Origin of the sequence: Pseudomonas sp. NPDC089734, assembly GCF_044748865.1 — a bacterium.
Lineage (GTDB): Bacteria > Pseudomonadota > Gammaproteobacteria > Pseudomonadales > Pseudomonadaceae > Aquipseudomonas.
Genome location: NZ_JBIVGV010000027.1, coordinates 17,077 through 38,291, shown reverse-complemented (window position 1 = coordinate 38,291; position 21,215 = coordinate 17,077). Strand labels below are relative to the sequence as shown.

General features: G+C 57.6%; 19 protein-coding genes. All 19 read right to left on the bottom strand.

Annotation, left to right across the window (positions count from 1 at the left end; genetic code table 11):
- Nucleotides 1–66 precede the first annotated feature (66 nt).
- Entirely contained in the window at nucleotides 67–429 is a 363-nt protein-coding gene (locus ACIPY9_RS23550; protein ID WP_400707333.1) for an Hpt domain-containing protein, read from the bottom strand.
- A gap of 33 nt (nucleotides 430–462) precedes the next feature.
- Nucleotides 463–2,169, bottom strand: a complete 1,707-nt coding sequence (locus tag ACIPY9_RS23545; RefSeq protein ID WP_400707330.1) for a SpoIIE family protein phosphatase — start codon at nucleotides 2,167–2,169, stop codon at nucleotides 463–465.
- A 3-nt stretch (nucleotides 2,170–2,172) separates the two neighbouring features.
- On the bottom strand, nucleotides 2,173–2,478 hold the full coding sequence (locus tag ACIPY9_RS23540; protein ID WP_400707327.1) for an STAS domain-containing protein: 306 nt from the start codon (nucleotides 2,476–2,478) through the stop codon (nucleotides 2,173–2,175).
- 71 nt (nucleotides 2,479–2,549) lie between these two features.
- Nucleotides 2,550–2,999, bottom strand: a complete 450-nt coding sequence (fliJ, locus tag ACIPY9_RS23535; RefSeq protein ID WP_400707324.1) for a flagellar export protein FliJ — start codon at nucleotides 2,997–2,999, stop codon at nucleotides 2,550–2,552.
- Nucleotides 3,000–3,005: 6 nt separating this feature from the next.
- The gene (gene fliI, locus ACIPY9_RS23530; protein ID WP_400707321.1) at nucleotides 3,006–4,364 is read right to left on the bottom strand and encodes a flagellar protein export ATPase FliI; all 1,359 of its coding nucleotides are present in this window, start codon (nucleotides 4,362–4,364) and stop codon (nucleotides 3,006–3,008) included.
- Complete coding sequence (fliH, locus tag ACIPY9_RS23525) at nucleotides 4,354–5,169, bottom strand: flagellar assembly protein FliH (protein WP_400707318.1); 816 nt, start codon at nucleotides 5,167–5,169, stop codon at nucleotides 4,354–4,356. The genes fliI and fliH overlap by 11 nt, the downstream gene beginning before the upstream one ends.
- Nucleotides 5,170–5,184: 15 nt before the next feature.
- The gene (fliG, locus tag ACIPY9_RS23520) at nucleotides 5,185–6,201 is read right to left on the bottom strand and encodes a flagellar motor switch protein FliG (RefSeq protein ID WP_117181174.1); all 1,017 of its coding nucleotides are present in this window, start codon (nucleotides 6,199–6,201) and stop codon (nucleotides 5,185–5,187) included.
- Nucleotides 6,194–7,993, bottom strand: a complete 1,800-nt coding sequence (gene fliF, locus ACIPY9_RS23515) for a flagellar basal-body MS-ring/collar protein FliF (protein ID WP_400707314.1) — start codon at nucleotides 7,991–7,993, stop codon at nucleotides 6,194–6,196. Before fliF ends, fliG begins: the two co-directional genes overlap by 8 nt.
- A 15-nt stretch (nucleotides 7,994–8,008) precedes the next feature.
- Entirely contained in the window at nucleotides 8,009–8,338 is a 330-nt protein-coding gene (gene fliE, locus ACIPY9_RS23510; RefSeq protein ID WP_400707311.1) for a flagellar hook-basal body complex protein FliE, read from the bottom strand.
- 256 nt (nucleotides 8,339–8,594) lie between these two features.
- On the bottom strand, nucleotides 8,595–10,013 hold the full coding sequence (locus ACIPY9_RS23505) for a sigma-54-dependent transcriptional regulator (protein WP_400707308.1): 1,419 nt from the start codon (nucleotides 10,011–10,013) through the stop codon (nucleotides 8,595–8,597).
- Nucleotides 10,013–11,227, bottom strand: a complete 1,215-nt coding sequence (locus ACIPY9_RS23500; protein ID WP_400707305.1) for a sensor histidine kinase — start codon at nucleotides 11,225–11,227, stop codon at nucleotides 10,013–10,015. The genes ACIPY9_RS23505 and ACIPY9_RS23500 overlap by 1 nt, the downstream gene beginning before the upstream one ends.
- Before the next feature lie 122 nt (nucleotides 11,228–11,349).
- The gene (fleQ, locus tag ACIPY9_RS23495; protein ID WP_400707302.1) at nucleotides 11,350–12,825 is read right to left on the bottom strand and encodes a transcriptional regulator FleQ; all 1,476 of its coding nucleotides are present in this window, start codon (nucleotides 12,823–12,825) and stop codon (nucleotides 11,350–11,352) included.
- A gap of 178 nt (nucleotides 12,826–13,003) precedes the next feature.
- Nucleotides 13,004–13,300, bottom strand: a complete 297-nt coding sequence (gene fliT / locus ACIPY9_RS23490; protein WP_400707299.1) for a flagellar protein FliT — start codon at nucleotides 13,298–13,300, stop codon at nucleotides 13,004–13,006.
- 25 nt (nucleotides 13,301–13,325) lie between these two features.
- Nucleotides 13,326–13,715 (bottom strand): flagellar export chaperone FliS, encoded by a 390-nt coding sequence (fliS, locus tag ACIPY9_RS23485; protein WP_400707296.1) that lies wholly within the window; start codon nucleotides 13,713–13,715, stop codon nucleotides 13,326–13,328.
- Nucleotides 13,716–13,832: 117 nt separating this feature from the next.
- A complete protein-coding gene (fliD, locus tag ACIPY9_RS23480) occupies nucleotides 13,833–15,275 on the bottom strand; it encodes a flagellar filament capping protein FliD (protein WP_400707293.1) in 1,443 nt (480 codons plus the stop codon).
- 83 nt (nucleotides 15,276–15,358) lie between these two features.
- The gene (locus tag ACIPY9_RS23475; protein ID WP_400707290.1) at nucleotides 15,359–15,739 is read right to left on the bottom strand and encodes a flagellar protein FlaG; all 381 of its coding nucleotides are present in this window, start codon (nucleotides 15,737–15,739) and stop codon (nucleotides 15,359–15,361) included.
- Between the two features lie 71 nt (nucleotides 15,740–15,810).
- A complete protein-coding gene (locus tag ACIPY9_RS23470; RefSeq protein ID WP_400707287.1) occupies nucleotides 15,811–16,659 on the bottom strand; it encodes a flagellin domain-containing protein in 849 nt (282 codons plus the stop codon).
- A gap of 330 nt (nucleotides 16,660–16,989) precedes the next feature.
- On the bottom strand, nucleotides 16,990–17,916 hold the full coding sequence (locus tag ACIPY9_RS23465) for a ketoacyl-ACP synthase III (protein WP_400707284.1): 927 nt from the start codon (nucleotides 17,914–17,916) through the stop codon (nucleotides 16,990–16,992).
- A 301-nt stretch (nucleotides 17,917–18,217) separates the two neighbouring features.
- Nucleotides 18,218–21,121 (bottom strand): glycosyltransferase, encoded by a 2,904-nt coding sequence (locus tag ACIPY9_RS23460; protein ID WP_400707281.1) that lies wholly within the window; start codon nucleotides 21,119–21,121, stop codon nucleotides 18,218–18,220.
- Nucleotides 21,122–21,215: the final 94 nt, after the last annotated feature.

Sequence of the window (21,215 nt, the reverse complement as noted above, 5' to 3'; positions counted from 1 at the left end):
GCTGGTTCCTTGAACTACAGCAAGATGCGGGCCAGCTTTACCGGCATACCGAAACAGGGAAAGACGTCAGGCTTGCCCGATGAACAGTTGAAGCTCGGCATCGAACAGTCGACGGACTGTCAGGTACTCATTGGCGAGGGTACCGATCAGCTCGCCGATACCGGCCGGCTCCTGACGTCGCGCACGCTCTTCAAGCTGTCGACACAGGTCCGACAGGAGCAACGCCCCCATATTGCTGCTGCTGCCCTTGAAGCTATGGGCGATCAGGCTCAGCTCCTGCAAGTCAGGCGCGGGGCTATCGGCGATCCTGCGCAATTGCGACAGGCGCTGCTCGGAGTCCTTGAGGAAGACTTCCAGCAACGTCGGGTACTCATCTTCCATGACTTCCTGCAAAACATTCAAAACGTTGTAGTCCAGATGAATCGACACTTGCTCACTCCTTGATCAAGACTTCACGGGCGATTATGCCATTGCCTCCCAGAAAAACTCCACGCAGGCCATCCGGCCGTCCCTGGACCATTGCGCCTGCCGGCTCAACTCACGAATCAACCTCAACCCGCGACCATGCAAGCCCTCGAACGAAGCCGGCATGGCGAGCACTTGCTGTACATCGAAGCCTTGCCCACTGTCTTCGACCCGCACTGTCAGACGGCCGCCTTTCGCCAAGGGTTCAATCTGCACATGCAAACGAATGAAACCCGACTGCAGTGCCTCCAGGCGCTCTTCCCGCTCTTTATAGTAGCGGGCAAATCCGGCGGCATCCTGTTTCAGACTCGAATCAAGCCCCAGCACCCCATGCTCCAGAGCATTGCTGTACAACTCGGTCAACACACTGTGTACGGCGGCGCTCTGTTCCTGAAGCCCGCGCACCTCAAGCAGCAACTGCATCACGTAGGGCAAGGGGTTGAAACGCTTGAGGGTCGAGGCACGGAATTCAAAGCTGGCCGACCAGTCCAGCGGGCTCGAGACTACGTTGTCGGAGTAGTTGGATACCGACTGTGCAGACGGATCCTCATCGAGAATGCTGATCTCCAGCATGCTGACGTCATCACGCGCCCGACCGCCAAAATGATTGAGCGCCTGGAGGATTTCCTGAATCAGTAACGACGGCTGACGGTTTGCCGTCAGCACCTCACGCAGGCGCTCTACACCAAATAACTCGTCATGATTGTTACTGGTATCCAGCACACCGTCTGAAAGCAGAAAAATCCGGTCCCCTGTCGCCAGCGGGTAAACCTCTGTGCGATCGTCGAAAGCACCGACGCCCAGCACACCCAGAGGCAGATGCCTCGACACCAGAGGCAACTGACTGCCGTCGGCCACGCGCAACAGATAACCATCCGGCAACCCACCGTTCCATATTTCCAGCTGGCGTTGCGCAAGATTGACGGACAGCAATGCCGTACAACAGAACATGTCCACCGGCAGGATGCGTTTGAGCTTGGCATTCATTTCCCGCAGGATTTCAGGCAGGCCATAACCCTTGGCGGTCATGCCATAGAAGACATCGGCCAGCGGCATCGCTCCGACCGCAGCAGGCAGGCCGTGCCCCGTGAAATCACCAAGCAACACATGCATGTTCCCGGCCGGCGAATAGGCCGCAAGCATGAGATCGCCATTGAAAAGCGCATAAGGCGATTGCAGGTAACGGATGTTATCTGCCCCCAGACACCCCGAGTGGGCCACCTGATCGAACACCGCCTTGGCCACGCGCTGTTCGTTGAGCAGGTATTCGTGATGCCTGGCAATCAGGTCGCGCTGTTGCAAAACCGTTTCCTGCAACAGGCGCAGCCGGTTCATGGCGTTGATCTTGGCGGCCAGGACCAGCGGGTTGTAAGGCTTGGAGATGAAGTCGTCGCCCCCGGCATCCAGGCAGCGGGCCAGAGCCTCGCCTTCGGTGAGGGACGTCAGGAAAATGATCGGCACCAGCGACTCGCCCGACAGGCTCTTGATGCGCCGCGCGGCCTCGAAACCGTCCATGACCGGCATCAGCGCATCCAGCAGGACCAGATGCGGGCGTTCGGCCTCGAATATTGCCACCGCCTCGATCCCATTGGCAGCACTCAACACCCGATGCCCCTGCCGCCCGATGATCGTCGACAGCAGCAAACGGTCGCTGGCGCTGTCGTCAGCAATCAGTATGCACAGCCCCCCGGATGCAGGCGACAAGGGTCAGCTCAACTGAAACAGCTTTGAGAAATTGGAGATCGTGAGGATCTTGACGACATCGGCGGTGCAATTGACAAGCCGCACCACAACCCCGTCACCGCCGGCATGATCGCGCAGCAGTAACAGCATGCCCAACGCCGAGCTGTCCAGATAATGAGTTGCGCTCAGGTCCACAACGTAATTCAGGTGACCGGGATGCCCTTCATAGGCAGCCCGAAAGTCCTGGTGAGTGGAAAAATCGAAACGCCCCTGAATGAAAAGGGTCAGTTGCTGACCATCCTGGGAAAGCTCGGAAGTGATCGTCGTCATAGGGATTCCTGAGGTACGTCATCACAGAAACAATTAGAGCGTAGACCAGAGAGTCGAAATATGAACCCGTATCAATATTGATCGTGACGCGGCAGGCGCTGGGACAACTCATCGAGCAGTTTCTGCTCGCGCTTGTCTTCAAGCTGACGCGCCTCATCGATATAGCGCTGAACCAGCTTGCGCAGCCCCTCGACCCGCGCATAGCACTCCTGCCAGGCACCACGGGCCTTTTCGAGATTGACCTTGTGCCATTCCAGACTCTTGTTCTGTTGGCCGACAGCAGTGTCCAGCTGATTGAGAAAGCGCTGGTAGTTGGTCAGCCATTGCCCGGAGACGCCGTTGCTACCCTTGTTGATCCACTGATCCTGATAGCTCTGGCGAAACCGTTCCAGCTCCTCGAGCTTGCTGTAGGCCAGATTGACCTGCCCCTGAAAATGCCCGAGGCGCTGGGCAGCCGTGCGCTCGGCCGCTTCTGCCATCTCGACCACCGGCGCCAGGCGCGCCGCTCGACTCTGGGCCATGACCTATCAGCCGCCCGGTGCCGGCGCGAAGACTGCTGCCAGGTTATCGCTGCTGGACTGCATGCTTTCGTTGTCCCGCAGACCTTGACGCAGGTAACGCACCAGCGCTGGCTGCAGAGCGATGGCCGTGTCGGTCTCCCGATCGCCGCCCGCCACATAGGCCCCTACGCTGATCAGGTCGCGGCTCTGTTGGTAACGTGACCACAGTTGCTTGAAAAGTTGCGCGCGCGCCATGTGCTCGGGGCTGACCACCGCTGGCATGACCCGACTGATGGACGCTTCGATGTCGATGGCCGGGTAATGCCCTTCTTCGGCCAGACGCCGGGACAGCACGATATGGCCGTCGAGCACACCCCGCGCCGAGTCGGCAATCGGGTCCTGCTGATCGTCCCCTTCGGACAGCACCGTATAGAACGCAGTGATGGAGCCGCCGCCTGCCTCGGCATTACCGGCACGCTCCACCAGCTTGGGCAACCGGGCAAAGACCGACGGCGGATACCCCTTGGTCGCAGGCGGCTCACCGATTGCCAGGGCGATTTCCCGCTGGGCCTGGGCGAAACGGGTCAGGGAGTCCATCAACAACAGGACATTCTTGCCCCTGTCGCGAAAATATTCGGCAATGCGCGTGCAGTACATGGCCGCACGCAGACGCATGAGTGGCGCATCGTCCGCTGGCGAAGCGACGACGACGGAACGCTTGAGGCCTTCCTCGCCCAGGATGTGCTCAATGAACTCCTTGACCTCACGACCCCGTTCACCGATCAATCCGACGACGATGATGTCGGCTTCGGTAAACCGCGTCATCATGCCCAGGAGCACACTCTTGCCCACCCCTGTACCGGCGAACAGGCCCAGACGCTGGCCACGTCCGACCGTCAATAATCCGTTGATGCAGCGAATCCCCACATCGAGCGGCTGGCTGATAGGGTCACGCTTGAGCGGGTTGATGGCCGGGCCGTCCATCGGCACCCAGTCTTCGGCCTTGATCGGAGGACGACCATCCAGCGGACGACCGGCACCGTCAAGGACCCGTCCCAGCATGCTCATGCCCATCGGCAGGCGGCCGGTATCGGCAAGCGGGACAACTCTGGCACCCGGCGCAATGCCGGCCACGCTGCCCACCGGCATCAGAAAGACCTTGTTACCCGAAAACCCCATCACCTCGGCATCGACTTCGACCGGATGATGGCTGTCATCGTTGATCACCACACAACGACTGCCCATGGCGGCACGCAGCCCTTCGGCCTCGAGCGTCAAGCCCACCATGCGCAGCAGGCGCCCTTCCACGACCGGCTGGGCAGGCAGGGCAATGGAGTCGGCATAAGACCCCAGACGCTTGCCGAAGCTGGTGCGATCAAGGCGCATCGTCGTTATCCATGTCAGGCACGCCAGCCGCAGCAGGAGCAGCCCCGGCCAGCTCGATATGCAGATCCGCCGCCCCCGGATGCGCGACCTGTTCATGCAACTGGTCGTACATTTTCGAAATGGCCAGGGAAATGCGCGTCTCGACACTCGCATCGATCCGGCTGTGCTCGGTCTCGATCCGGCAGCCACCCGGCAACAGACTGTCATCCTCCAGGATTTTCCAGTCTTCCTCATGACGCTCACGCAGCGCCTTGACCAGACCGAAATCCTGAGGGTTGATGAAGATTCGCAGGTTCTGCGCCCCCATCGGCAGCAGCTTCAGGGCATCGCGCAAGACATGGGCGATCTGCTGCGAGTCGGTTTGCAACTCGCGCTGAATGACTTGCCGGGCAATGTGCTCGACCAGGTGGATCACCGCCTTCTCAATCTGGGTGTCCTGCTCGGCCACTGGCTCGAGCAGGTTCCCCATCAATTGTTCAAGGCTGGCAATCTTGGCCGCCAGAGCCACTTCCGCCTCCTGACGAACCTTGAGCTGGGTGCTGTGAAAGCCTTCCCTTTCACCCGTGGCGAAACCTTCGTTCCAGGCTTCCTGGCGAATGCTTTCCAGCTCTTCCAGGGTCAGCGGTTGAACCTCCTCCAATGGAACTTCTTCCATCTCGGCAGGTTCTTCCTCCACGGGCTCCGGCTCAGGCTCCGGTTCCGGCTCCTTGTACGGGTCAAAGCTGGGCAATGACCATGTATCGAAACCACCGACATCCTTGGCGCGAATAAGGTCGCTAACCGATTCTTTACTGGAGCTGGCCATGTGTCAGGGCAATCCTTAAATCATTTCCTCGCCACCTTTGCCACCGAGCACGATCTCGCCGGCCTCGGCCATACGACGCGCAATGGTGAGGATCTCTTTCTGTGCGGTTTCCACATCGCTGACACGCACCGGACCCTTGGCTTCCAGGTCGTCGCGCAACAGTTCGGCAGCGCGCTTGGACATGTTCTTGAAAATCTTTTCCTTGATCGCCTCGTCCGAACCCTTGAGCGCCAGTACCAGAACGTCCGAAGACACTTCGCGCAGCAGCGCCTGGATACCGCGGTCGTCCACATCGGACAGGTTGTTGAAGACGAACATGAGGTCTTCGATCTGCACCGACAGGTCTTCGTCGACCTCGCGGATCGAATCCATGAGCGCGCCTTCGATGGAGCTGTCGAGGAAGTTCATGATATCGGCAGCACGCTTGATACCACCCAGGGTCGTACGCGACGTGTTGGCGTTACCGGAGAACTGCTTCTCGAGAATCTGGTTCAGTTCCTTGAGAGCGGCTGGCTGTACGGTGTTGAGCGACGAAACGCGCAGGATGATATCCAGACGCACCTTGTGGTCGAAGTGCCCCAGCACCTCGCCCGCCTGGTCGGCATCCAGATACGCCACCACAATGGCCTGGATCTGCGGGTGCTCGAAACGGATGACGTCCGCGACGGCACGCGGCTCCATCCACTTGAGGCTGTCCAGACCGCTGGTGTTGCCGCCCAGCAGGATACGGTCGATGAGGCCGTTGGCCTTGTCCTCGCCCAGCGCCTGGGTCAGCATCTTGCGGATGTAACCATCGGAACCGACACCAAGGCTCGTCTGATCGCCGACGATGTCGACGAACTCGCTCATGACTTCTTCGACCTGCTCACGATGCACGTTGCGCATCTGAGCCATGGCCACACCCACTTTCTGGACTTCCTTTGGCCCCATGTGCCGAAGCACCTGGGCCGCATCGGTTTCACCCAGGGAAAGCAGCAGCACGGCTGCCTTCTCCACCCTGCTCAGTTTGGCTACGACGGCTCGATCATTCATCAGTGTTAATCCACTCTTTCACGACCTGGGCCACACGACCCGGATCTTCGGCCACCAAACTCTTGATTGCATTCAACTGTGCGTCATAACCCTCGGTAGGGCTAGGCAGCAGGATACTTTGCGGGCCACCCAGGCTGACACGGTCGTTGGACAGTTCACCGTCCATACCGGAGCCGCCCATGCCACCAAAGCCACCCAGTTCGCCGTCACCCCCGAAGCCACCCAATTCCTTGCTCTTGCCATTGGTGATGTTGTTCAACACCGGGCGCAACACACCAAAGACCAGGATCAGGATGAAGATCACCCCCACCGCCTGCTTGAGAATGTCCCAGAACCAGGGCTGCGAGTAGAACGGAATGTCCGGGATCACTTCACCGCGCTCGCTGGAGAACGGTACGTTGATGACGCTGACGCTGTCACCGCGGCTGGCATCGAAGCCGACCGCATCCTGAACCAGACGGGTAAAGCGGGCCAGGTCGGCAGCGCTCCATGGCGCACGCGTCACTTCACCATTGGCCGGGTTGGTCTTGACCATGTCGTCGACCACCACTGCCACCGACAGACGGGTCAGACGGCCCTGCTGTTGCTTGGTGTGGCTGATGGAACGGTCCAGCTCGAAGTTCTTGGTCGACTGCACGCGCTTGTCGGACGGGTACGGTGCCAGGGCTGGCTGACCGGTCGCCGGGTCCATGATCTGTTGGCCGTTGGCATCGAGCAGCGGCTGGCCGGGAGCGATCGCGGCGGCTGCACCGCCCGCAGCACCACCGGTTGTCTGAGGCGCAGTCGCAGGACCAGGAGGCTGGTTGCTCAAGGCACCCGGAACGCCCTGAGGACCGGAACTGCTGGAACGCTGCTCATTGACCGACTGCTCGCTGCGCAATGCAGGCTGATCAGGGTTGAAGCTTTCAGCCGTCGATTCCACGGCACTGAAGTCGACGACAGCCGAGACTTCAGCCTTGTAACGATCATTGCCCAGGATCGGTTGCAGGATGTTCTGTACACGCTGGGTCAGCATGCCTTCCATCCGGCGACTGTAGTCGAACTGCTTGCCGGCCATGGTCAGCTCGGAGTTCTCGGCCTGATCGGACAGCAGGTTGCCCTTCTGATCCACAACCGTGACCTGAGACTTGCTCAACTCGGGAACACTGGTCGCAACCAGGTTCACGATGGCCAGAACCTGGCTCGGCTCCAGCGTACGACCGGCGTACAGCTCGACCAGAACCGAAGCACTTGGCTTGCGATCGTCGCGAACAAAGACCGAACTCTTGGGAATGGCCAGATGAACACGCGCCGCCTTGACGTTGTTCAAGGAGGAAATGGTGCGTGCCAGTTCGCCTTCCAGGCCACGACGATAGCGGGTGGCTTCCATGAACTGACTGGTGCCCAGGCCCTGATCCTTGTCGAGAATCTCGAAGCCGACATTGGAGTCGTTCTGAACCACACCGGCCTGGGCCAGCTGGATACGTGCACGCTGAACGTCGTCAGCCTTGACCAGCAGAGCGCCGGAGTTGGGTTCGACGGTGTAGGAAATGTTAGCGGCAGTCAGGGTGTCCATGATCTGCTTGCTGTCCATGCCGGCCAGGCTGCCGTAAAGCGGCCTGTAATCGGGCTGCTGAGACCAGAGCACCACGGCAAAGCCAATGGCCACGCTGGCAGCCAGACCGACCATGAGGCCGATCTGACGCAACATGGTCATTTCAGAAAGATTTTCCAGAAAAGACAAACCGAACAACGGTTTCTTGTCTGAAGAGCCCGCTCTTGCCGGAACGGTTTCGGCTGCTGCTTCGGCCATGACTCAATACGTCCTTTAAACCGGCATCTGCATGATGTCTTGATACGCCTGAACCAGCTTGTTACGAACCTGGGTCAGAGCCTGAAACGACACGCTGGCTTTTTGCGATGAAATCATGACATCCGTCAGATCGACACCGCTCTTGCCGATTTCAAAGGCAGTGGCCAACTGGCTGGCAGCCTGCTGGGTTTCCGAAACCTTGTTGACGGCCTGGCCAAGCATATCGGCGAAGCTGCTGGTGCCGGCTTCCGGCGTGGCGGTCACTGGTTTGGATGCTGCCATCGCATCCATCTGCATGGCCCGCATATCCAACATCAAGCGATTAAATTCAACACCTTGGCTCATGGACATATTCTCTCGTAAGGCCCGCAAATTTTTGACACTGGTTCAGCGGATAGTGAAGACATAGCAACAAGGGTGCCAAATAGTTAACAGCCCTCTATCACAACCGCTTCACCCCTGTTTCCGCGAACCGAAGTGGTCCTTCTGGGCGAATCACTCACCTTGAAATTCACGACACCCATGTGTCAGTAAATTGCATCGTTCATACGACAATTCTGAAACAACGGATCATTTTCTTCCCTGTTTCGCCCCAAAAAACTCAGGTTGCGAACAGATAACCCTCGACATCCATACCCGCATCACGCATTTGCGCCAATTTGTAACGCAGTGTACGCGGACTGATACCCAAACGTTCAGCGGCTTCCTTTCGACGCCCGCGTTCAGTGCGCAAGGTGTCAATAATCATCTGAAACTCTCGACGCCTGAGGTCATCCTCCAGCGCACCGACGGACTCCGGCACCGCCCCAGTCGAAACCGCTTCGGCCACCGGAGCCGCCACGGGCGTCAACGGCGCAGGCACAGAAGCAACAGCCTGAGAGGCGCCCGTGACAGGTCCGGCCAGGCAGAAGTCCTCGGCTTCGATCACCCCGCCCTGCTGCAGGATCAGGGCTCGCTGCACCGCGTTATCCAGCTCGCGAACATTCCCGGGCCACGAATACCCCACCAGACATGCCTGCGCCTGAGCAGACAGACGAACAGGCGCATGCTTCATTTTATTGACGTGTCTGGCCAACAGCCGCTCGGCCAGCGGCAAAATATCGGCAGTCCTTTGACGCAATGCCTGCCACGCCAGAGGAAAGACCGACAGCCTGTAAAACAGGTCCTCACGGAACCGACCTGCCGCCACTTCACCCGCCAGATCACGGTTGGTGGTCGCCAATACGCGAATGTCCAGACTGATCGGTTTACGGGCACCGACACGCTCGACCTCACGCTCCTGGAGCACACGCAACAGTTTGGCCTGCAGCCCCATCGGCATCTCGGAGATCTCATCGAGCAGGATCGTGCCGCCATCGGCCTGCTCGAATTTGCCTGCCTGAGCCGCAATAGCCCCGGTAAACGAACCCTTCTCATGACCGAACAGCGTCGCTTCCAGCATGTTGTCCGGAATCGCCGCACAGTTGATCGCGATAAAAGGCTTATCGGCACGTGGTGAATTTTGATGAATGAATCGCGCCAGAACTTCCTTGCCGGTCCCGGACTCACCGGAAATCAACACGGTGGAGTCGCTTTTCGCCACCCGGCTTGCCAGGTTCAGTAACTGGATACTGGCAGGCTCCACGGCAATCGGCCCCTCGTTCTCGGCCGGCCCCAGACGCCCGAGCGCATGCCTGGCCACCAGGGCCAGCAAGGCCTTGGGTTCAAAAGGCTTGACCAGATAATCTGCCGCCCCCTGACGCATGGCATCGACGGCCCGCTCGACAGCCCCATGAGCCGTCATCAACAGAACAGGCAGATTCGGATGCCGGTTACGTAAAAGCGCCAGCAACTGATGCCCATCCATGCCCGGCATGTTCACATCGCTGATCACCAGGCTGAACGGTTCCCGATCCGTCGCCAGCAAGGCATCTTCAGCCGAGCCCACGGCATGGTAACCGTAACCGGCCAACTCAAGCGTCTCACCCAGCGCCTCGCGCAACGAACGGTCATCTTCGACCAACAGCACCTTGATTGACATCAGCTGTTACTCACAGGAGTGGATACCGGAATCAGCGGCAGACTGACGATTGCGCATGTTCCGCGATCGACCTTCGAGCGATATTGCACGCCGCCCTGATGAGCCCGCGTCACTGCGGCAACCACCGCAAGCCCCAGGCCCGTTCCCGTGGTCTTGGTCGTGAAGAACGGCTCACCGATGCGTGTCAGTGCAGCCGCGTCCATACCACTACCGTTATCACTGAAGCACAGACGCAGTGTATTGCCGCGGCTGTAGGCATGAATTTTCAGACGGGTTTTTCCGATGCTGGCCTGCACGGCGTTTTCCACCAGATTCAGCAGCGCCCCCACCAGCGTGTCGCGATTGCACAGCAACTCTCCGTCCACAGGATCACACTGCCAGCGCACCGCGACTTCCTGGACATGCACCTGCGCCGCCGACTGCAACGCCTGGAACAAGGCGTCCGGCGTCAAACGATCCGTCAACGGAAGCTCGCCTCGCGCAAAAACCAGCATGTCGCGCACCTGATGTTCAAGCTCATGCAAGCGCTCCTTGAGGCGAGCAGCAAAACGCTGCTGGGTCTGCACCGGCAATTCCTGCTCGGTCAAATGGCTGGCGTAGATCATGGCAGCCGACAGAGGCGTACGGATCTGATGCGCCAGAGAAGCGACCATGCGCCCCAGGGAGGACAGGCGCTCATGACGGGCCAGCTGCTCTTGAAGATGACGGGTTTCAGTCAGGTCATTGAGCAACACCAGTTGCCCCGGTTCGGCATCGAGCGAGCGCGTGGCAATGGACAGGCGACGCCCGTCCCGCAGAGAGACTTCATGCCCGTCGTCCTCGCGAGGCGCAAAGCAGCGACTGATCACATGACGCCACAGCATCCCCAGCAATGGCTGCCCCAGCAGCTCCACCGCCGTCGGGTTGGCTTCACGGACGATCCCCATGCCATCGATGACGATAACGCCACCCGGCAACAGGTCCAGCAGGTTCTGCAAGCGATTGGCCAGACGCTCTTTTTCCGCCAGCTCCTGCATGCGTTGAACACCCGCCTCCTCCAGCTCGCCTTTCAACTCGGCGACGCGAGCCTCCAACAGTCCGTAGGAATCCGTCAGTTGCGCCGACATCTGGTTAAACAACGAAAAAGCCTGTTCAAGCCCCTGGCGACTTTCCAACTCCAGAGAGGGCTGAGCTTGGCTGGGCAAGTCAGAAGACATTTGAGCGGCCTTGGACATAAATCATCTCTCGCGTGGCGAACCGTCATTAAACGGCATGTTGAGAGACACTTAGCAATCCTCGTGCCGAAAAAAAACCTCTGAAAATTCAGAGGTTTGATTTTTGGCGAATTCAGGAGGCGTCAATCATCCGCCTGATCGTCACCTTCGCGGCGACTCATGCCGTATTTGCGCATCTTTTCCACCAGCGTTGTACGGCGAATCCGCAAACGCTCCGCAGCACGGGCAACGATGCCATTCGCATCATCCAGCGCCTGCTGGATCAAGCCCTGCTCCAGGCCTCCCAGGTAGTCCTTCAGGTCCAGACCTTCAGGCGGGAGCACGGCACCGGACGCGAAGTTTGGCGTATGGCCATTGATCGCCACACGCTCTTCAAGATCGCTGCGCAGGCTGTCGACCATCTGCTCGTCTTCATCATCGACGTAACGGAATTTTTTCGGCAACTCCGCCACACCGATAACGCCATACGGATGCATGATTGCCATGCGCTCCACCAGATTGGCAAGCTCACGGACGTTACCCGGCCAGGCATGCCGGCACAGAGACATGATCGCAGCCGAATTGAAACGGATCGAACCCCGCTTTTCATGCTCCATGCGCGAGATAAGCTCGTTCATCAGCAGCGGAATATCTTCGACACGCTCCCGCAAAGGGGCCATTTCGATCGGGAAGACGTTCAGACGGTAATAAAGGTCTTCGCGGAAGCCGCCCGTCTCGATCATGTTTTCGAGATTCTTGTGCGTCGCCGCAATGATGCGCACATCGATGCTTTGAGTCTTGTTACTGCCTACCCGCTCGAACGTACGCTCCTGCAGGACACGCAACAGCTTGACCTGCATCGGCAAGGGCATGTCCCCGATTTCATCAAGGAACAGCGTGCCGCCATTGGCCAGCTCAAAGCGCCCCGCCCGGCTGGTGATCGCACCGGTAAACGCACCTTTCTCATGCCCGAACAGTTCGCTTTCCAGCAGTTCGGCCGGAATCGCACCACAGTTGACGGGAACGAACGGCGCATCGCGACGCTTGGAGTGATAGTGCAGGTTCCGGGCGACCACTTCCTTGCCCGTACCCGACTCACCGAGAATCAGCACACTGGCATCGGTATCAGCCACCTGCTGCATCATCTGCCGCACATGCTGAATGGCACGACTGGTACCTACCAGGCTGCGGAACAGATTGGGTTCGCGATGCCGACCACGCTCACGGGCCTGGTCGTACATTTCGCGATACACCTGGGCACGGTGCAGCGCATCCAGCAGTTTGCTGTAGCTGGGAGGCATTTCAAGGGTGGAAAGCACACGTCGGCGCAGGTCTTCAGGGAAGTCGATGGAAGAATTTTCACCCATCAACAACACCGGAAGGAACTCATCCCATGCGGCGACGGTCTTAAGAAGTCCCTGAAGACTACCCGGCGCACTGACGCTACCCACCAGCACGCACAAAACTTCGCGAGTGGATGCCAATGAACCGACAACCTGCTGCCAGTCCTGGCTGGAGCAGGAAAGATTTTCTTCGCCCAGAAAATTCAGGATAACCGCCAGATCCCGGCGGCGCTGGCTATCGTCATCGATTAGCAGAATCTTGATTTCACGCCACATGCAATAGCAACTTCCCTAGTCAACTCAATGCCCGAGATCGGGGGGCAGCTTGGCATCTCAGCCGTTATAACGGATGAGACGCCAGAAAATAGTAAACATCACTAGTTAAGTCAAAAAAACACATACAGTCAAATTTATGGCGAAACGCTTGTAGGAAAATTAATCCGACAATTAAAAGCTAGCCAAACAGATGGTATACCTTCGCAGCGTTTTTAGCATTCCGGATTTGCGTCATTTCATCGGCGATTGCTTGACGCTCATCACTAGCAACGTCAATCAATTGTCGATAGACCCCCAGCAACTCTTCCAGATTGCTGCGCAGCCCCGGCTCATCGGCAGGCGCTTCGCTGACAACAGCCTCGACACATTCACGGCATGCCAGATCAAGCTTGACGATAGCTTCCCAGTCACGTTCGGCCAAGGCACCGACCAACGCTTCACGGGTTTCCTCGATACGCTTGAGGGCAGCACTCATGGTGTGTTCTCCAGAAGACAGCAAATTATTGTGCGGCGCCGATTGCATCCCAACCTTCCTTCACAGTAATCAGCAGACCCGCAACTTCATCGAGCATCTTTTGATCGTTCTTGGCATTGGCCTCGGCCAGACGCGTCATCATGTAGTGATAAAGACTGTCCTGCTTGATCAAGGCTTCAGTCGGGTCGTTTTCCAGATCCAGCCCCTCACGCAGACCACCCACAATACCAATGGCCTTGCTGATGAAAATGCCTTTATTGGGGATATCCTTGCGGGCCATCGCACCTTTGGCCTGAGCAATACGGTCGAGGCCACCTTCCATCAGCATTTGAACCAGACGGTGCGGGCTTGCTTCCGAGGTCTGAGCCTGGGAACCAATCTTCTGATACTGACGCAGTGCTAACATCGGATTCATAAGGGGCCTCGTAGCCAATCCAGATTACGTATACCCAAGCTATCGACGTACGGTCAAAAAACTTTAGCCCAAAAGCAAAAACCCGACACGGGGTCGGGTTTTTGGCATGGACCTTACTTACGAAGCGTTCTTCTGGGCGTTCATCGCCTCGAAGATCGAGGTGATACTGGTCGCGGTCGCCTTGAGCTGACCGACCGCCAGGTCCATCGCGTTGTACTTCTTGGTCAATGTCGCAGTCAGCGTTTCGATCCGGCGATCAAGCGCATCCTGCTCATTGCTGAGACGGGCCTGCACCTGGTTCAGGCTGGTTTTCTTCTGAGCCAGAATACCGCCCGTTTCCGTGTAAGGCGTAATGGCCTTTCCTATACGCGACAGCAGACCATCAGTACCCGTGAACAGGTTCTGAATCTCGCCACCCAGTTTTTTATCGCTCAGGGCAGCGTTGAACTTGGTAGTGTCCAGCGACAGGGTACCGTCGCTCTGCTGAGTCGTGATCCCCAATTGCGCCAGGGAGCCAAGACCGCTGTTTGACGTCGCCGTCGCAATCTGGGTCCGAATACTTGCCAGCAAGGCACGAGGCGTCGAGTCCCCTGTCAGGGCCGCAGCCGTGTAGGTCCCGTCATCGTCCACAGCCCCCTTGGTCAGCGTGGTCACCAGCTTGGCCAGGGTGTTGTAGGCATCAACGAAGGTCTGCAGAGAGGTCTTCAAACCGTCGGTATTGGTACCTACAGTGATCGTGGTATCCGTAGAGCTTTTGGCAACCAGTTCAAATGTAAGGCCAGAGACGGCCGTGCTCACCGTATTGCTCGAGCTGGTCATGCTCAACCCGTCGATGGTGAACTCGGCATCCAGAGCCAGGGACGAAATGGCCCCCGCTCCTGGAATCGCCTTGCCATTGGCATCGGTCGATGTACTGGTGGCGCTCATCAATTTGGTGCCATCGATGTTCAACATGCTGAGCGATGTGCCGCCATCAACCGAAATATCGCTGCCCTTGCCGGTCGTCGTCGAGCTGAACACCAGACGGGAACCGTTGCTGTCGGTAATGATGTTCGCGGAGATCCCCTTGCTCTGGAGCGAGGAGTTTATCTTGTCGCGCACTTCCTGCAGCGTCGAGGTCGCCGTAATGTTGACATCATAAGAAGTGCCATTTTGAGTGATTTTCAGGGTACCACTCGGAATAGCACTGGTTTGACTGGAGTCAAGCGCAGCCGTCGCAACCTTGGAAGCCGTTGCCAACTGACTCACGTTAAGCGTGTACGTGCCATTGACCGCGGTATTACCTGCCGTCGCCTTGACCGAAGACTCATTGGACGAAGTCGCGGAAAAGCCCTGAAATGCAGGTGTCGTGGTGCTGTTGAGCGAAGTCATTGCCGTCTGGAACGCGCTCACGGCAGCAGTAAGCTGATCGACGCCGGAAATGGACGCCGTCGTTGCTGTCGTCTGCTTGGTGATCTGGTTTTGCTTGGCTGCCTTTTCGGCATCTACCAGTGTTTCTACGATTGTGCCGATCGCCAGACCGGAACCCAATCCTGTTGAAGCTGAAATTGGACTTGCCATGTTGCTTCTCTCCTCAAGAATGTCGCCGATCTTTTGACCCTTTCAAGGAGCCGAAAAACCTGCAACAAGTTTCGTGCCAGCAGTCAGGCCCTAGCGTGGAACAACAAGCTGTGAGCGTCGCTCAAGCTATCGGCCAGTTTCAGGATTTCCGCATTCGGAATCTGTCGGACCACTTCACCGGAGTCGCTTGCAATCACTTTGACAATGACTTTTCCAGAATCTTCGTCAATCGAAAATTCGAGGTTACGCCTGACCGACTGAAAGAACTTCTGAATGTCTTCCGCGGCAGCCTTCACCTTCTCCTCTTCCCGTGAGTCATCCTTGTGTAAATCAGGACTGCTACTTTCAGCCGTCGCCGCAACCCGCTCGACGGACGGTGTCTCAACAGGCTTATCCGTTGCCGTAGCAGGGCTCGCCGATTGAGCGGCAGGATAAGACAAACTCAGCTTTACACTCATATCCATGACCATCACCTCCGAAAGTAAAAAAGCGAGAGAGCACGATTCCGCACTCCCCCGCCAAACTCATTCCGATATTACTGAAGCAGTTTCAGTACAGCGGAAGGCAGTTGGTTAGCCTGAGCCAGAACAGAGGTGGAAGCTTGTTGCAGAGTCTGTTGCTTGGTCAGCTGTGCAGTTTCAGCAGCGAAGTCGGTATCTTGTACGCGACCCAGTGCAGCACTGGCGTTTTCGTTGATGTTCTGCAGGTTGGAGATGGTGCTCGACAGACGGTTTTGAGCAGCACCGAGGTCAGCACGAGTGGCGTTGATGGTTGCCAGAGCGGAGTCGATGGCGTCCATTGCAGCAGAGAAGTTGGTTTCTGCAGTGGCGCTGTCGGAACCGGCGATGGTGATGGCCGAACCTACACCCAGAGTGTCTGCGTCGAAGCTGGCGCTCAGAGTCAGAGTGATCTGGTTGGAAGTACCAGTGTTGGAACCGACCTGGAAGGTCATGGTGCTGGCGCTACCATCGATCAGGTTCTTGCCGTTCAGGTTGGTGCTGTTGGCGATACGGGTCAGCTCTTCACTCATCTGAGTGAATTCTTTGTTCAGAGCGTCACGGTCGTCGGAGCTGTTGCTGTCGTTTCGAGCCTGGACAGCCAGTTCACGCATACGTTGCAGGATGTTGGTGGACTCTTGCAGAGCACCTTCAGCGGTCTGAGCCAGAGACATACCGTCGTTGGCGTTTTTGATGGCCATGGTCTGGCCTTTGATCTGCGAGTTGATACGAGTGGAGATTTGCAGACCGGCAGCGTCGTCTTTGGCGCTGTTGATTTTCAGGCCGGAAGACAGACGAGTCATCGAAGTCGACAGTGCGTCAGAAGCACGACCCAGGTTCTTTTGAACGTTCAAGGATGCAACGTTGGTGTTTACTGTTAAAGCCATGATGAATTCCTCGTTGGTTGTGTACTACGTGGCTTCCGGCCCCTGCAAGCGCCGGGTGTGCCTAGAGAACCTTCGTAATAGTTATCGTCGGGCTGGCAGGTTGCTTGAGTATTTTTTTGAAAATTTTTGCCAGTCACAGGCCACCCCTTATAAAACAAGGACTTGAAGCCTTAACAACGAAGAAATGACGCCAGTAAATTGCCCCTGTATCAGAAGGCATACACAAACGAAAACGACGACAGTCGAACTATAGCAACAACACACAACCTCGCTTTCACAAAAAAGCGCCTGAGGAGAACCCCCTCAGGCGCTTTTCATGAACAGCCCGGATCAGGCGCGATAGATGATCGCCGATCCCCAGGACAGCCCGACACCAAAACCACTCAGGGCTACGCGCTTCCAGGAAGAGCCCAGCACATGCTTTTCAATCAGCAGCGGAATACTGGAAGACACGGTGTTGCCGGTCTCGACCATATCCTTGACGAACTTCTCGGGTTTGTCCTCGAAACGACGCGCGACAGCGTCCACGATCGCCGCACTGCCCTGATGGATGCAGAACGCATCGATATCGTCAGGCTGAAGACCGGATTCGCCCAACAGCTCATGCAGGTGTGCAGGCACCTTGAGCAATGCGAAGTTGAACACCTGGCGACCGTTCATGAAGAACACGCCATTGCTGACTTTCAAGTGCGGCGCCCCGGAACCGTCGGTACCGAACTTTGCCTTGCCCAGTTGCCACGGGGCATCTTCGCCCATCCATGTCGCCGTTGCGGCATCGCCAAACAGCATGGTGGTGTTGCGATCTTCGGGGTCGACGATCTTGGAGTACGGGTCAGCTGTCACCAGCAAGCCGTTCTTCAGCCCTGCGGCTTCCATGAAACCCTTGATCGCATAGATGCCGTAGACGTAACCGGAACACCCCAGGGAAATATCGAACGCCGCGACAGACGTCGGCAGGCCCAGTTTGTCCTGAACGATGGCGGCCGTATGCGGCAAGCCTTCTTCGTCGCCGTTCTGGGTCACAACGATCAATACATCGATGCTGTCACGGGTCAACTGAGGGTTGTTGGCAAACAGTGTATTGACCGCCTCGACGCACAGGTCCGAAGTTTCCTGAATGTCATCCTTGCGAGGCAGGAATGTAGAGCCGATCTTCCCGAAGATGAATTCTTCATCCTTGCCGAATCTGGCACCTTGAGCGTAGTTATCCACGCCAGCTGCAGGCACGTAACTCGCTATGCTTTTTATGCCAATCATCATGGCTTCCCGATTAGTAAACAGGTAAATATTCGTCCCAGGAAAATCAGGGCGCTACCGAATTAGAGGCAATTTGCGGACATTTTCAGGGGGCGGGGCACGTTTACGCAAGTCAAGTGCATGCCGCTCCCTGTAACGCGATACAGTGAAGATGCTCTTTATGACCCGCAGGTCACTCCAAGATGCATGCTTTGCGATTTGCGGGAGCCTGAAAACGGCAGCCGGCCTCCTTCCCTGGCCAGGCCCTGAAAAGAAAACGATCCGTCTGTGATGACAGACGGATCGTTTCGTCGAGCCAGAATTAAAGCGTAGCCAGCGTGAATCCAGCCCCCTTGAGGCTCAGGTTTCTGTTGTAGGCCTCGTCCTGGCCGAACTGTGCAGCCCACTTCTCGATCAACGCCTTGCGCGCCTCATCGGGAGCGTTCACGACACCGGCGTGTACAACCTGAACATGCGGCGTCCAGACCGTCAGATACCCCGCCTGCGCAGCCTTGAGGCACAGGTCGACATCACCCAGCGCTTCGGCAAATTCACCCTCATCCAGACCGCCTATCGCATCGAACAGCTCCTTGCCGATCATCAGGCAGGCAGATGAAACGGCAGAGTAGTTCTGCTCGACCACCAGACGATGCATGTACCCTCGGGATTGCTTCGGCTCACCGACAAAGCCCGAACCGACACCGCCGTTCAGGCCCAGGATCAGACCGGCCTGGGTCACGGTCCCTTCCCGATCCACCAGCCTGACGCCCACGATCCCGACTTCCGGACGCTGAACCTGATTGAGCAGCGACTCGATCCAGCCGACATTGACGATCTGGCTCTCGGCATCGAGCAGGATCAGGTATTCACCCTTGGCTTCCTGGCTGACCAGATTACGCAGGACTGCCGTGCTCAAACGCTTGTCAGACCTGAATACCCGGACACGGGTGGACAGTTTTTCCTGCTGATCGAGCCATGTCGACAATTCGGGAGAATCGCTGTTGTTATCGGCGATCAACACCTCGAACCGCTGATAACGGGTACGCTGAAGAATGCTTTGCAGACAACGTTGCAACTCCGGCAGGTTGTCCTGGCTGTGCAGCAGAATCGACACCATCGGCCTGTGATCGTGGCGATAATCGATCTTGTAGGTGCCTGGCAGGACAGAACCGACTTCGGCCTGATAGCCACGATGCCCCAGATGGCGGGTCAGCGCCTTCTTCTCGTCTTCATTCTCCTCAAGCTCAGGAGCCTCACAGATCAGGACCGGCTCACTCAAGTGCGCCAGCCCACTCATGCCGCCCTGCTCGATCAGACGCAGCAACAGATCGAATTCCAGCGCCTTCGGGAAATCACGGGAGTAGCCGCCCACCTCGACCAGCAATTCACGACGAATCAACCAGTGACTCGCCATGAGGGCGGGCACACTTTGCAGCAGGTCCAGATTGAAACCCGGCCGGAACAGGGGAGCCAGGGTACCGTTTGGCTGGCGATGAATCTCATCCACTGCAACCGCCCGGCACTGCGAGGCATCGATCAACTCGACGCTGGCCTGGAGCAGACCGCTTTTCGTGAACTCCTCACCGGCCCGGGCCAGCATCAGCCAATCGCTGGACGATTGCTTGACGATCTGGTTGATCCTGTCGATGTAGTTGCTTTCGGTGACCTTCACGAAGTGCAGGGTATTTTGCAGTGTCGTCGTCGCAGGCAGCTCACCCGTGGTGAAGACAATTACCTTGAACGCTCGATAATGGCCATTGATCAGGCTGTCGAACGTAGCCTGCAATTTGAAAATATCCGCCTCGAGGTCCAGCAGAAGAATGCTGATCTGTGAACCTGCCGGCTTTTTCGCCAGTTGGGCGTTGAGCTTCTTCAGTTCGATCGGAGCCGGATTACGTGCATCCAGCCACTTGAGCAGGCGACCGGACGCCATGCCGTCGAGCAGCCTGCCATTGTCATCACTGGACACCGCCTGCAAGCGTTGCCCCCAGGCCACGATTCGCTCAGCCTCTTCCTCATCGTCCGCAGACTTGCCCAGCTCCAGTGCCAGTTGCTGCACGACACCATGGTTGAAGGCATAGACGCTGTAGGCCTGCCAGAGCCGGCTGATCAGCGTCTCGGCGTCGGGGTTGACCTGTGGGCGCAAAAGCTCGGCCTGCTTGAGCAGCGCCGCTTCCAGCTCTTCCAGTTGCAGTTGACCGGCCGGCATGATGTGAATCAGAAATTCGATTTTTGCCAGCTCGTCGAAGAACGGCTGGTTGTAAAAGGGTAGCTCGACAAACTGTTGGGGCTCGAAACGCGGCTCGGCACGCTCGAAGGCAACATTCCATGCCGAGCTGACGATCTTTTCCTTGCCTTGATAACTGCAAGTGTCCAGCCATTCAGCCATCGACTCCAGACCTGCCAGCACCTGCTCCTTGCCCTGCTCGCCATCAAAACCAGCAGATTTGCCCAGAATGCTTACCAGCGCCTCGGCGAAAAAATCACGCCGGGCCCTGGCCTTGGGGTCGGTATGAACAAGCGTCGACTTGATCACTGAACAGTAACGCGACTGCAGGTCCTCGCCCGGACTGAAATGCACGGCGTAAGGAACAGACTGAATGCGTATCGCGGCAGCCGAAGCCAGGAAGGCCATATGACCGATATCCTGCCAGTGCGGCTCCGTACTGGCAGGAACGGAGGCAAACCATTGCCGGGCCAGTCCGGTCCGGGTAACGGCATTGAGCAGTGAAACGGGCTGCGCCATGAAGCCGACAAGGCGCTCGCCGGAATGACCCGACGCATGATCGTCAGTCACCTTGAGATCGCGACGGAAATAATCCACATGGTCGACATGAGCCTGATAACTCAGGCTATAACCCTGACACGCACCGTATTGCTCATTGACCTCAAGAAAGTGCAAGGCGTCGGTCAAGGCATTCGTCAACAGGAAGCTGCTGACATCGGCATAAGCCATGAACGGCGTAGTGACGTGCCGGATGCCCTCCGCCACCCTGACACTCAAGTCAGCGTCGGCCAGAGCGGCATCGTGTACATACTGAATGCCGGGAACCTTTGTCATTGCGACGTCGGACTCTACCGAGCCATCGACCACCACGACAGCGCAAGGATAATCGCTGTAGTACTTCAAGGCCCGGCGAAGGAAATCCGGCTGGTCCTGAGCCAGCAACACCAGTGTCAGACGCTGATTCAACGGTGTAGCTCCATTCCCGAAATTGCTTTGCATAGTCTTTCCTATAGCCAACCTATGGTGCTCCCGACACACACGCCGGCCTGAACCTGCAAGTGAGGCAAGAGCAAAAACATGGCAGCTCCAGCAC